Annotated in this window: 8 protein-coding genes; 4 read left to right on the top strand and 4 right to left on the bottom strand. The window is 44.8% G+C overall.

Going from position 1 to position 13,519, the window contains the following annotated elements; all coding sequences use genetic code 11:
* Positions 1 to 40 precede the first annotated feature (40 nt).
* On the top strand, positions 41 to 1,333 hold the full coding sequence (gene eno, locus AC27HD_RS05910; protein ID WP_487104420.1) for a phosphopyruvate hydratase: 1,293 nt from the start codon (positions 41 to 43) through the stop codon (positions 1,331 to 1,333).
* A gap of 191 nt (positions 1,334 to 1,524) precedes the next feature.
* Here eno and AC27HD_RS05915 read toward each other — a convergent pair whose 3' ends face one another.
* Entirely contained in the window at positions 1,525 to 3,747 is a 2,223-nt protein-coding gene (locus AC27HD_RS05915; protein ID WP_487104704.1) for a VCBS domain-containing protein, read from the bottom strand.
* A 383-nt stretch (positions 3,748 to 4,130) separates the two neighbouring features.
* On the opposite strand from AC27HD_RS05915, the gene AC27HD_RS05920 reads away from it, so the two are divergent.
* From AC27HD_RS05920 to AC27HD_RS05930, 3 genes are all read left to right on the top strand, one after another.
* Positions 4,131 to 5,195 carry a polysaccharide lyase family 7 protein gene (locus AC27HD_RS05920; protein ID WP_487104422.1) on the top strand — a complete coding sequence of 355 codons (1,065 nt, stop codon included), beginning with the start codon at positions 4,131 to 4,133 and terminating at the stop codon, positions 5,193 to 5,195.
* A 152-nt stretch (positions 5,196 to 5,347) separates the two neighbouring features.
* Complete coding sequence (locus AC27HD_RS05925) at positions 5,348 to 8,602, top strand: TonB-dependent receptor (protein ID WP_487104424.1); 3,255 nt, start codon at positions 5,348 to 5,350, stop codon at positions 8,600 to 8,602.
* Between the two features lie 125 nt (positions 8,603 to 8,727).
* Positions 8,728 to 10,167 carry a polysaccharide lyase family 7 protein gene (locus AC27HD_RS05930; protein WP_487104425.1) on the top strand — a complete coding sequence of 480 codons (1,440 nt, stop codon included), beginning with the start codon at positions 8,728 to 8,730 and terminating at the stop codon, positions 10,165 to 10,167.
* A 109-nt stretch (positions 10,168 to 10,276) separates the two neighbouring features.
* Here the strand turns inward: AC27HD_RS05930 and AC27HD_RS05935 are convergent, their stop codons facing one another.
* The 3 genes from AC27HD_RS05935 to fbaA all read right to left on the bottom strand — a co-directional run bounded on the left by AC27HD_RS05935 (position 10,277) and on the right by fbaA (position 13,517).
* Positions 10,277 to 11,014: a FadR/GntR family transcriptional regulator gene (locus tag AC27HD_RS05935; RefSeq protein ID WP_032094299.1), complete on the bottom strand. Its 738-nt coding sequence runs from the start codon at positions 11,012 to 11,014 to the stop codon at positions 10,277 to 10,279.
* Positions 11,015 to 11,478: 464 nt separating this feature from the next.
* Positions 11,479 to 12,438, bottom strand: coding sequence for a class 1 fructose-bisphosphatase (locus AC27HD_RS05940; RefSeq protein ID WP_487104426.1), 960 nt, complete (start codon positions 12,436 to 12,438; stop codon positions 11,479 to 11,481).
* Positions 12,438 to 13,517, bottom strand: coding sequence for a class II fructose-bisphosphate aldolase (gene fbaA / locus AC27HD_RS05945; protein ID WP_487104427.1), 1,080 nt, complete (start codon positions 13,515 to 13,517; stop codon positions 12,438 to 12,440). The genes AC27HD_RS05940 and fbaA overlap by 1 nt, the downstream gene beginning before the upstream one ends.
* Positions 13,518 to 13,519 lie beyond the last annotated feature (2 nt).

Genomic DNA, 13,519 nt, shown 5'->3' on the forward strand with positions numbered 1-13,519 from the left:
TTTCCCGTTGCGTTCCCACATCAATTGTTGAGGAAATAACATGGCGAAAATTAGTCGCATCATCGGACGTGAAATCTTAGATTCACGCGGTAATCCAACTGTAGAAGCAGACGTTTATTTAGAGTCTGGCGTTATGGGTCGTGCTGCTGCACCCTCTGGCGCTTCTACGGGTAGCCGCGAAGCATTAGAACTGCGTGACGGCGACAAGTCTCGTTACCTTGGTAAAGGTGTAATTAAAGCAGTAGCGGCTATTAACGACGCCATTGCTCCGGCTCTGCTAGGCAAAGACGCACTAGCACAGTCTGATATCGATCAGGTGATGATTGACTTAGACGGCACTGAAAACAAAGAAACCCTTGGTGCTAACGCTATCCTTGCTGTATCTCTTGCTGTAGCAAAAGCTGCCGCGCTTGAAAAAGGCGTGGCACTTTACGAGCACATTGCTGACTTAAACGGTACGTCTGGTCAATATTCAATGCCTGTGCCTATGATGAACATCATCAATGGTGGCGAGCACGCAGACAACAACGTTGATATTCAAGAATTCATGGTTCAGCCAGTTGGCGCGAAAAGCTTTAAAGAAGCACTGCGCATGGGTGCTGAAATCTTCCACTCACTTAAGAAAGTACTGTCAGCGAAAGGTCTTAACACCGCTGTGGGTGATGAGGGTGGTTTTGCACCAAACCTTAGCTCTAACGCTGAAGCACTTGCTGTTATCGTACAAGCCGTTGAAAACGCTGGTTACAAGATGAATGAAGACATTACCCTTGCACTAGATTGTGCAGCGTCTGAATTCTATAAAGACGGTAAGTATGTATTATCTGGTGAAGATAAGAGCTTCGATTCAGAAGCGTTTGGTGACTACTTAGCTGACCTTTCTTCACAGTACCCTATCGTATCTATTGAAGATGGCTTAGACGAGAGTGACTGGGACGGCTGGGAAAGCTTAACGAAGAAGATTGGCGACAAAGTACAGCTTGTTGGTGATGATTTGTTCGTAACTAACACCAAAATTCTGAAGCGCGGCATCGATAACGGTATTGGAAACTCAATCCTTATTAAATTTAACCAAATTGGCTCACTAACAGAAACGCTTAACGCAATTAAAATGGCGAAAGACGCTGGCTTCACCGCCGTTATCTCTCACCGCTCTGGCGAAACTGAAGACGCGACCATTGCTGATTTAGCGGTAGGTACTGCCGCAGGTCAAATCAAAACTGGCTCTCTTTGCCGTTCTGACCGTGTCGCTAAGTACAACCAACTTCTACGTATTGAAGAAGCGCTTGGTAGTGCAGCAACCTATAACGGCCTTTCTGAAATTAAAGGTCAGTAAAGCAAAAGCGATCCTCCAATGAATTGCTGCTAACTCGCTTTAAAAACACAAAAACGCACTTGAGAAAGTGCGTTTTTTTTTGCCCTAAAAAAATGCCCAATACGTTTTAGCGTATCGGGCATTTGTCTTATTCAACAACTTTTATTCTATGGCAACCGATGTTGCAATGTTATTTAGCAACACGCCTGCTTTTACTGCTCGGTTGCTACCACTGCCTCTGAAGTATTACTTGAATAAACAGAGTTTGCGTTGTTGTCTGGGTCTAAGTCTTCACCATCTGCATAGCTTTGAAAATCATCTTGGAACACGATGTTCGTTCCGGCAGTGTCTGCATAGATGATAAGGTCGTCCAGCCAGAACATGGCATCTTGCGTAAGCGCCGTGCTGTTGCTACCAAATCGCAAAGATATCGTCGTCACGCCGCCCTCTGGATTGCTGCCAGTTGGCTCAAACGGATCCATTACCGCTTCGCCATCAATTTCCAACGTAATAGTAGGTAGTTGCCCTGCCGCCGTATTTCCGTCGGGGTAAGCCCAGGTCACACTTAACGTTTGGAATTCACCAGGAGTGACTACAGCCCCTTCGATATCCATACTTGGGTAGCGCAAACCGAAGGAATCATCTCTTACTCGTAAGTCCATGATTGAGCCATCGTTATTATTTCCCGAGTTGAATAGGCTGATAAAAGCATCAGTGCTGCCTGCGTCATCGTCAGTACGAGTAAAACGAAGGTCAAGTTTACCTTGAGCTTGTGCTTCTGGAAGTGCAAATCTCAATTCTCCCGTATCACTGTCGTCAGTATCAATAACCCGTGCGTACTGATTACCGTCACCAGACGCTGCACCATATTCTTCAACCAGAGCGTCTTCTGTATTAGTGGCGTAAGGGGAAGTGTCACTCACTTCTGAATCAAGATTAAAGCCGGCGCTGTAAGTAGAGAAATCATCTTCAAATACCAGAGTGTCACCATTTACATCACTGTATACAGCAAACTCATCAATGGTAAATTGACCGGTTTCAGGAAGCACGAGAGAGTTACTACCAAAACGGAATGAAATAGTTGTCACGCCGCCTTCAGGATTGCTTCCATCTGGGGTGAATGGATCAACCGCTGCTTCGCCGTCAATTTCAACAGTAATGACTGGCAATTGACCCGCGGCGGTGTTTCCATCAGGATAAGCCCATGTGATCACGATATCTTGTAAAGTTCCTGGTGTAACATCCACTCCATCAAATGAGCGTTCAGGGTAGCGAGTCGCAAATTGATCATCGCGAATTCGTAAGTCAATGATAGAGCCTGCATTATTATTGCCCGAGTTAAATAGGCTTATAAATGCATCAGTACTGCCAAGGTCGTCATCTGTTCTGGTGAAGCTTGCTTCAATTCTCCCAGCGGCTAGTGCTTCGGGAAGCGAGAAACGAAGTTCTCCTGTATCGTCATCGGTTAAATCTCTAATAACAGCAGCCTGATTATTACCGCTCGCAGGATTAACACCAATAATGGTGATAACCAGTGTAGCAACTGTTCCATCAGCAGATTCTAGTACCGCACTGTCCTCAACCGACTCAGAGGCATTGGCTAAGCCAGCAACCGTTGGGTCTTCTGTGTTTAGATTGTATGACCAGTCGCCAGACTCCGTTATAGAGAACGTACCATAAGTTATAGTGGTGTCTGTTTGTGCGACAATTGTCGCTTCCCCTTCATCCACATCAGACACGGACACTGAGCCCGTTAGCGGATCAGTCACATCGTTACTTACCGTAGCGGTTAGCCCACTAATTTCTGCAGGGGTATTCGTGCCGAAAGGAGCAATCTCTTCAGTAGGCTCTGAGGTAACACTTTCCTCGAAGCCTTCTAAGTCGGTATAGCTTGCAGTGGCCGTAATCGTTGTCCCTTCAGTTGCTTCACCAAGCTCTAACGTTTGAGCCGTCTCGCCCTCTATTACCGTCCCAGACGCTGACCAAGAATAGGTGACCGTTTCAGGCAAGCCATTGCCGTCTGTTACCTCAGCTGTTAGCACCGAGCCAACGGTGGTAGCACCAGAAACCGTAATTGCACCCGCTTCATTGGCAAGCACTTCAGAAGTCTCGTTTGATGTCGCTCCTTCGCGAGTTCCACCATTATCCACATAGGTCACTGATACGCGGATGGTAGCGCCGCGCTGGGCACTAGTTAGTGTAAAGGACGAGCTTGTTTGGTCAGACAAAGGAATTCCATTGGCTAGCCACTGATAGGATACAGCGCTTGCATCAAAACCATCTGCATCTTCCACACTCGCACTGAGCGTTTCGCCAGCGATAGCGTTTCCTGAAAGCGTTACTGAGCCTGGCTGATTTCCAGGTGCGTCTGAACCACCGCACCCGTAAAGCGTCAAACTCAACATACTCAATGTAAACACACTCTTTATTTTCATCACGGTTCACCTATTTCCTTTTTTAAACCCATGCTTGACCGTTGTGAAGGCTGAAAAACAAAACCTTACCAACAAAAAGCTTAATTATTACCAATTTATTTTTTGGTATGTAATCACAATCCCTCACCATATTCCATAATTAAATACAAAAAATTAACAAATAGTCTTGAAAGCTTTATCAAGCGGTAAGTTACAAAAATTAATTTTGCGTAGAGCAATCTCACGGTGCGCAGGCGTGCACTCTTTGTATTTAAAGACCTTAATCGAATAAGCTTTAAAACCATTTCAATTCGAATAATTGGTTTGTCAAAAAATAATTATTGGTAAATTTATTTGGTTTGTTAATATGCAAAACAAAGTGAACAACATGTGAAAACTTCGTTATGCAAATACGACCTAAAAAATTTACGACGTTACTCTTTTCAAGCTTCGTCTTATTTTCAAGCCAAGGGGTAGCTGTCGACGTACCGTCAGAGCGATTTGATCTTTCTCAGTGGTATATAACGCTTCCTGTGGATGATAATAACGATGGAAAGGTTGATAATATCTCTGTAGAAGACTTACAGGGCTTTCATCACCCCAACTTTTTCTACCTTGATGATGAAGGAAACATGGTCTTTACTGCGCCTAACAAGGCGCTAACAACCAAAAACTCGACAAATACTCGCAGCGAACTTCGTCAGATGCTTAAAGGTGATGACGGCCGCATAAAAACACAATCTCCGAAAAACAGTTTTACGGTGGCAAGTAATCCAATTGCAAAACGATTCGCCAGCATTGGTGGAAAAATGGAAGCCACACTGAAAGTAGAGCACGTAGCAAAAAGGGCCAAGTACCCCGATAGACCCCCCGCATTCTCCGTTGTAATTGGTCAGATCCACGCTACTAAGTGGGATAAAAAAATACAGGGTTTCGGCTGGGGTAATGAACCTCTGAAGATTTATTATAAAAAGTGGCCAGAACACGAAACCGGTTCGGTATTTTGGACTTACGAGCGCAACCTTCCTAAAGACGACCCGAATAGAACCGACATTGCCTATCCAGTTTGGGGGAACACATGGAAAGAGCCTGCCAACCCCGGTAGTGAGGGCATCGCACTGGGTGATGAAATGTCTTATACCGTCAACGTTCACGAAGACACTATGTATTTGACTTTTGAAGCTAAAGGCCACGAAACGGTGAAGTATGAGATTAACCTAGCCAATGCAGTGGATGCTAATGGTGAACTTGATAAGTTCGATCACCCCTATGGTTACACCCTCGACTGGAACTACTTTAAGGCTGGCGCATACAACCAATGCAGTACAAGCGAAAAAGCAGGGTTTTGGTATCCAGCATGTTTAGGCACGGGAAACTGGGAAGAAGATGAAGCCAATGGCGACTATGCCAGAGTGAGCTTCTCAAAACTTAAATTAAGTGAAAGTACGTCGCCGGTTGCCGGTGAATAGAGATACTGGCACTAACAATACAGTCGTTAAATACAGTCATTAAAAATAAGAATGACGAGCTTTATATTGCGCCGTCGTTAGAGCGGTAACGCTAAAGAGAATTATAAGTATTTACCAAATGTTATTGCCAATGTGTAAACAAAAGAATAGCATTGGTAACAATTGCTACTCATTTTGGTAACACCTTGGCAGTATTGGTTACCCTAATTCCTGGTATATGGACAGCATGGATTCACAAGGAACGCCTTACTTCAATTTTGGTAGTTGAAACTTTAATGGACATCACGTTTATGCACACTGATTTAAAACAAGAAACAAGATTAAGCCAAGTATTGCAAGCGATACGCAAAGCGTACCGCCCTTCACTCGTTGCTGGTGTAATTTGCGCACCAATGACAATGGCTCCCCTCTTTGCCTATTCGCAAGAGAGCGAAGGTGAATCTGCTGAAGAAACCGAAGTTATTGAAGTTCGAGGGATTCGCCAAACGATCCAAAGCTCGATATCGATAAAACGCGAGTCTACCGAAATTGTCGACGGTATTTCAGCAGACGATATTGGCGATCTTCCGGCCTTGTCTATTGGTGAAGCGTTAGAAACCCTAACCGGCGCCTCTTCTCACAGAGAGCAAGGCGGTGCAACGGAAATATCAATTCGAGGTTTAGGTCCATATCTAGGAAGCACGGTAATGAACGGACGTGAAGCTGCTAACGGCAGTGGCGACCGGTCTGTTAACTTTTCTCAGTTTCCATCAGAGTTGTTTAACAAAGTTGCGATATACAAAACCCAATCTGCTGAATTAATTGAAGGTGGTGTGTCTGGGCAAATACACCTCGATACCATCAGACCTTTGGACTACGGAAAGCGCCGCTTTCAATTGTCGTACAAAGGCAACATGAACCCTGATAATTACGACTTGGAAGATCCAGTAAGTGATTTTGGGCATCGCATTACAACCAGCTTTGTAGATCAAATTGAAACTGACTCGCTAGGTGATTTTGGCTTCTCAATTGGTTTACAACGGGACACCAAAAGTAACCCCGAGCAAGAGGCTCGCACAGGCACCTCGTGGAACGCTTGTCGCATTGCGCCTGGGTTTGATGGCGGAATTAACCAAGGCCGTGTTGATTGTGAAGACGGTGGTGGCGCCCTTGACCTTGTGGCAGACGAAAGTGGCAACGCCCCTGATGCGAACACTCCTTTTGTATTTTCCCGCTCTCAAAACTCTTTTAGACAAAATATTACTGACGACACCCGTGAATCAGTGTTTGGTGCTGTGCAGTGGCAACCTAACGATAAACTAGAAATAAATGCCGACTATCAGTATTCAAACCGCGACTTCAGCGAAATTCGTAACGACTTAGTGTTTGCTGAGGCAAACCACATAGACGGTTTTAACACCCCTGAATCTGAAAGATTACCGTTTAATTTGGTGGCCACCGAAAACGGCGCACTTCGTCAATTTACTGCACTTCAAAATATCGAAACGAATAGCCAATATGCTGAACGCGGTGAGAAATACAATGGCGGCGGTATTAATATTAAATATACCGTTAACGATAGATTAAAAGTGATGTTTGACTACGCCGCTTCGCAAACAGAGCGGGTAGAAACCATTATTCAAACTCGACTTCAATCTGAAAACAGAGATATTTATCAAAACAACGTTGAAGGTGCAGATAGCAATGGTGAAGTACTTACCGCTGCGCAAATCTTTAATAATGGTTCATTAGTACCAACGTGGACACTGCAAAACTTTGACGTAAATTATCACGCTGCCTTTGCAGATGAAGCACGAACTCGTCTTGACTTAAATCAGTCTCGTTTCAACGACGTTAATGCTGCCCGCTTAGACTTTGACTATATACCTGACTCAGAATTTATTGTGGGTTTAAAAGGTGGTTTACGAGTGTCTAAACTTGAATACGCAAGTGTTCCTGGCGGAAGCGGCACCAACAACAGAACAGAATTAACCTTCAGTAACGATGCGGCAGCTGCAGCAAACATAGCATGTCGTAACACGGTATTTCCTGAGTCAGGCTTTCTTGACAACGAAACCGGCGGTGCTCCCTTAGTTACCAATGTGGATAGCGATGGCAATGTGCTGACAAACGGTACGGGCAATTCTTTTGCCACGTTTGACCCTATCTGCTTAGCAGAAAACCTTCTTAGTTCGTTGACGCTGGAAAACGGTGATATCCGCACTATCGCAAACTCAATGCCTACCAATGACGAAGCCGATGCCCGCGATATCGCCGCTGTTGATATGGAAGAAGACACAATCGCTGCCTACCTTCAGGCCGATTATGACACCTTCATTGGTGATTATGGTGTGCGAGGCAACTTTGGTCTTCGTGTAGTTAAGACTGACGTAACCTCAATTTCATATCGCGGCCCGCTTACGGCTGAGCGAGACTTTGACGGCATTATTACTGCAATAAGCCCTGTCGAAGGAGACCTAGAACAGGTAGAAGGCGGCGGCAGCTATACCGAACTATTGCCAAGTGTAAACGTTATTGTAGATGTCCGTGATGACATTCTTGTACGTGGCGGCCTTTATCGCGGACTATCTCGCCCTGATCCATCTGACTTAGGATTTGGTCGAAGCTTTACCGGAATAGATGACGAAGTAGTCACAGGTAACTTGTCAGATGCCGTAGGCCGTGCAGTTGCAGTTGGTAACCCACTGTTAGACCCGTTTATGTCATGGAACCTAGACGCTGCAGTTGAATACTACCCTAATGAAGACACCGTATTGGCATTTGGCCTTTACTATAAAACCTTCGACGGTGGTTTCTCGAATACGTCGCAAACTGAATCATTTGAAATTGATGGCGAGTCAGTGGATACCATTGTAACTACCCCTCAAACAAGTGACGATTCAAGCCAAATTTACGGTCTAGAGCTTACCGCTACACACTCGTTCTCTTATTTAGACAGCTGGTTAAATGGCTTTGGCTTTAAGGTGAGCTATAACTACGCAGATTCAAACTTTGAATTTGAAGATGAAAGCTTTGGTACCTCAGTTGTGATTAATTCAAGCACGGGTGAACTTGAGCAGCGTTTCGGCATTGTGCCACCGGCGAATCTATTTGGTTTCTCTGAGCACGTACTTTCCACTCAAGTTTACTATGAGTATGAGAACTTTAATGTGGCGGTAAATTACAAATATCGTAGTAATTACTTCCAGCAATTCCTGGCTACACCTGGTGCAGTTCGTTATGTAGACGATACCGAAATATTTGAGGCTCGCTTGTCATACCGCTTAAACAGCAACTGGAAATTCAGACTCGAGGCGATCAACCTGTTTGACGACCCGAAAAGACAGTATCGACCTTCACGTGATAATTTCGCAGAAATTAATGTTTACGGCCCACGTGTTTTTGCAGGCGTTGAATTCAAGTACTAACACCATTGTAAGTGCTAGCAGCTTTGCAAATAGATCAACCTTGTCAATGCAAAGAGCGCAGACATGAAGGTAGCCCTACCTTCTCTCTGCGCTTCATTTTTTCTACACTTAAAGAGCAATATTTCATGCGTAGCTTATACCTATTGTGTACCCTTTTAACGCTAACAGCCTGTGGCGGTGGCGGCTCCGGCTCTCAATCGCAGCCAGTTAGCGAGTCGGTGCCAGAGCAAGTGCCTTCACCGCCCTCCACTACGGGACAAACATGTTCTACCACCTCACTGCCAATTAGCGCATCAACAGATGATAGTTCATCTAGCGATAGCTACGGGGCAAGTAACGCTGTCGATAACGATACAACTAGCGCATCGAGATGGCAAAGTAACTTTAGTAACGAATCGCTGACTCTTGGTTTTGATCAGGAGCGACAGGTAGGCAGCCTTCAAATTAAATGGTTTAAAGGCAGTGAGCGTACATATCGCTTCTCAGTTGAAGGTTCGTCAGATGGCAACGATTGGAGCACCATACTGAGCAATGAAAGCTCTAGCGGTCGACATTCAGGCTTTGAACTTATCAGCTTTGAAGAGCCAACAACCGCGAATTTTCTTCGCATCACGGGTTCGGGAAATTCAGTAAATGATGAAACCGCCATAGTAGAAGTTGACGCATTTAACTGCGAAGCGGGCGACGGAGAAATTGTCGACGTATTTCCCAATGAAGTAGGTATTGAACTACTCGATTGGTATGTGAGCGTGCCTACCGACGAGGACGGCTCTGGAACATCAGACAGTATTTATGAGAACGAACTGGCCGATGGATACACCAACTCAGAATACTTCTATGCCAGTGATGATGCAGGCATTGTAATGCGCTCACCAGCCTATGGCTTTAAGACCTCTCAAAACACCAGCTACGTGCGAGTTGAGCTTAGAGAAATGCTAAGACGGGGAAATAAAAGCATTAGCACTCAGGGCGTAAATAAAAACAATTGGGTATTTAGCTCTGCACCGCAAAGTGCACAAACAGCAGCGGGCGGTGTTGACGGTAAACTTAACGTGTCTCTAGCTGTCAATGAAGTGAGTACAACGGGTGAAAATTATCAGATTGGCAGAGTCATTATCGGCCAAATTCATGCTAATGATGACGAACCTGTAAGGCTGTATTACCGCAAGCTGCCTAACAATGACAAGGGCGCTATTTATTATGCTCACGAAAAGCGTGCCAGCGCTGATGGCTCTATGGAGAAGAGCGAAGACTGGATTGAAATGATTGGGTCTAGAAGTAGTACAGCGAGTAACCCCAGTGACGGCATAGCCCTTAACGAGCCTTTCAGCTACACCATTGAAGTGCTTGGCAACACCCTGTTCGTAACCATCTCTAGAGAAGGTAAAGCAGATGTAGTGAGTACGTACGATATGACGGGAAGTCGTTATGACGAAGCAGACCAATATATGTATTTTAAGGTCGGCGTCTATCATGTTAATAACTCAAGCAACGCCGATGAGCGAGCGAGAGTCACGTTCTACTCTATCAAAAACAGCCACGACAACTACGCAGACAGCGAGTAGCTATTAGAAAGAAAAGCTAACAAGGGGTATCTAAAACCTACTATGCGAGGCGCTGCATAGTAGGTTTTTTTATTTTTGTATGTTAGAGGCGCGTTGGGGGTGTGTTGATTTAGTTGCGCAGATGACTTAACGAATACAAGTCTCTTGTCTGACTCGTCTTTTTACGAACCTCTTCTAGAGCCTGTGCCTCGCTCGCTTCGAACAATGCATTAATAAGCCTGTTAAAATGCGCATGCATGGCAGCGCGGGCTGCTTGTGAGTTACGCTCTTTTAGGCTCTGGTAAATTTTAGTATGTTCTTCCAATCTGTCTCTGTCTGACTGACTGCAAACATTACTATAGGCCTGTGTGATCTGCGGCTGAGAATCTCTCAACGACCAAAATTTATTCACTGCAAGCAAAATGGCTTTGTTACGCGTTGCTTTTGAAATAATGATATGGAATTCACGGTCGGCTTTTTCCGCCTCTATGCCCGACTCCATGGCATCGAGGGTTGCTGCCAGTGCTTTAAGTTCTTCATCGGAGATTGACAGTGCAGCTAACGCTGCCGCCTCACCTTCAACGAGAGCACGGGCTTGAGTTAGCTCAAAAGCACTTATTTTTTCTGCTGGTGCATCATGGTTATTTTTGGGCTTATCAAGCACGTAAACACCAGAGCTTGTTTTCACTTCAACAAGCTGGAGAACTTCTAGTGCAATGATCGCCTCACGAATAGTTGGCCGACTCACGTTAAAGGATTCCGCAAGTTCTCGCTCTGGAGGTAGTCTACTTCCAGGAGGGTATAATCCAGATTCAATTAATGACTGAATTTTTTCGGCTATTTGCCAGAACATGCGACGGTTTTTCATGGTCGAACCTTTTAAAAATAATTGCTAAATACTTAAGCACGCTTACTGCTTCGCTGGGTATAGTCAATTATGTAGCCAACGATTACATTCAGTTGAAAATCACACATAACTTCTAAGTTTGCATATTTTCTAAGTTAAAATGTCCAAGAAAATATTGTTGAAATGTTGTGTCCAATATATCCATGTAGTGCGCATTCAAACGCATATTATGCCATCTTTTTTCCGCCAATATACACGCAATTGGTAATATTTCAATTCGTGCATATTTCAGCCTACTTAAAAAACGCAAAAGAACGAAATAATCAGTATTTTACTAACATGGGCATTCAAACAACACAATTTATACTCACTTAACAATCGCACAATAAACGGTCAAAAGCATTTATCCTTAATGCTTAGCAACGTATTTTGGTAAGGCCGAAGCGTGCATTTACACCTCTATTTCTACCGTATTTGGTTAGCTATTACGTTTGCGAGTTATAAGCAGAAACTGGCACGCTAGAGCCCATCGCTACGGGAACACGTTGATGAATGCCGCGTGGCTGTATGTCTAATATTCTTTCGCCATTAGCCGTCCCGCTTCCCTTGGCTTGCTCTACCAAAAAGGCCAGCGGGTTTGCTTCATAAAGCAGCCTTAACTTTCCATTTTGATTCCCCGGCCTTGCATCTTGGGGATATAAAAAAACGCCTCCCCTACACAAGACTCTGTGAATATCGCCGACCATAGCAGCATTCCACCGAAGTGAGCTGCCGGCGTAATTGTCTGATGCATAGAGAACGTCGTCAAAGAAGCGTTTAACTGATTCAGACCAGTATCGATAGTTGAGCATGTTGACTGCAAACTCTTTACTTTCTCCTGGTACTTCTAACGCGTCTCTTGTCAGTAAAAATCCACCGTGAGTATTATCCAATGTGTAGCAGCGAGTAGGCCCTCCCGTGGTCATCACTAGCATCGAAGAAGGGCCATACAATACATACCCTGCGCACACCTGCTTATTGCCAGGCTGCAGGAATTGCTCATCACTGTCGCAGGGCACATCGTCTCTTGCCTCATAGATAGTGAAAATAGTGCCTATCTGCCCATTAACATCAACATTTGAGCTTCCATCTAGCGGGTCGAAGGCAACAATATACTTACCGTTTGGGTTTCCGCTTACTACGCTATCTTCTTCCTCGGACGCAATGGTTCTCACCGCATCATCGTCAAGCAGTATGTCTTTGAGTAATTGATTAGACAGAATATCGAGCTTCTTTTGCACTTCACCTTGAATATTCTCATTTAAGGACGACCCTAATACGCCAGCAAGTTCGCCCTGTGATACGCGAAAAGAAATTTCTTTGCATGCAGCAAGCACCGTCCTAATCAACATTATTAGGTCAGTTTCAACACCGTCTTTTTTAAGTACAGGTATTAACCGACGCATTATTTGTAGCGCCCTATACAATTTAAATCAGCAAAACACTGCTCAAGTCTTTTGGCCATGTTGGTTTCTGCATGTCGCAACCACACACGGGGGTCGTAAAACTTCTTATTAGGCTTATCGTCGCCATCAGGGTTGCCAATTTGCCCTTGTAAGTAGCCAGATTTATCGTTGTAGTAATCAAGCACGCCTTCCCACGTTGCCCACTGGGTATCGGTATCGATGTTCATTTTTACTACACCATACCCCAACGATTCTTTGATTTTCTCAGGCTCTGAACCACTACCGCCATGAAAGACAAAATTCAGACTGTTTTCAGGGAGCGAAAACTGTTGCGAAACATAGTGCTGGGAATCTTTAAGAATTTGGGGGGTCAGAACCACATTTCCAGGCTTATAAACGCCGTGAACATTTCCAAACGAGGCAGCAATGATAAAATTATCGCTGACTTTACTTAACTCTTTAAATGCATAGGCAACATCTTCAGGCTGGGTGTACAGCATGGCATTGTCCATATCGCTATTATCAACACCATCTTCCTCGCCACCTGTGCAGCCAAGCTCTATCTCAAGGGTCATTCCAATCTTTGCCATCCTCGAGAGATACTTAGCGCAAATTTCAATATTTTCCTCTAAAGATTCCTCTGAAAGGTCTATCATGTGCGAGCTAAATAGAGGCTTTCCAGTTTGCGCATAATGCTTCTCTCCTTCATCAAGGAGGCCATCAATCCAAGGAAGCAACTTTTTTGCGGCGTGATCGGTATGAAGCATCACTGCTACATCGTATTTTTCAGCGACCTGGTGGACATAATTAGCTGCAGCCACCGCACCGATAACGGCTCTCTCGTCTGCCGGTAGTGACAAGCCTTTACCGCAGAAAAACTGCGCACCGCCATGTGAAAGTTGAATAATAACGGGAGAATTGACTCTTTTAGCCGCTTCTAGCGTTGCGTTAATTGACTGCGTGCCAATAACATTTACCGCAGGAAAAGCATACTCGTTATGCCGTGCATGAGCGTACAGCGATGACACTTCTTCACCAAGCGCTACTCCGGGTTTAATGGTAGACCTTATACTATCCATAA

It is taken from the genome of Alteromonas sp. 4NS20-0143 (genome assembly GCF_057542855.1).

Coding starts and splice junctions, on each gene's coding strand:
- eno (WP_487104420.1), top strand. CDS start 41: ATGGCGAAAATTAGTCGCATCATCGGACGTGAAATCTTAGATTCACGC.
- AC27HD_RS05915 (WP_487104704.1), bottom strand. CDS start 3,747: ATGAAAATAAAGAGTGTGTTTACATTGAGTATGTTGAGTTTGACGCTT.
- AC27HD_RS05920 (WP_487104422.1), top strand. CDS start 4,131: ATGCAAATACGACCTAAAAAATTTACGACGTTACTCTTTTCAAGCTTC.
- AC27HD_RS05930 (WP_487104425.1), top strand. CDS start 8,728: ATGCGTAGCTTATACCTATTGTGTACCCTTTTAACGCTAACAGCCTGT.
- AC27HD_RS05935 (WP_032094299.1), bottom strand. CDS start 11,014: ATGAAAAACCGTCGCATGTTCTGGCAAATAGCCGAAAAAATTCAGTCA.
- AC27HD_RS05940 (WP_487104426.1), bottom strand. CDS start 12,438: ATGCGTCGGTTAATACCTGTACTTAAAAAAGACGGTGTTGAAACTGAC.
- fbaA (WP_487104427.1), bottom strand. CDS start 13,517: ATGGATAGTATAAGGTCTACCATTAAACCCGGAGTAGCGCTTGGTGAA.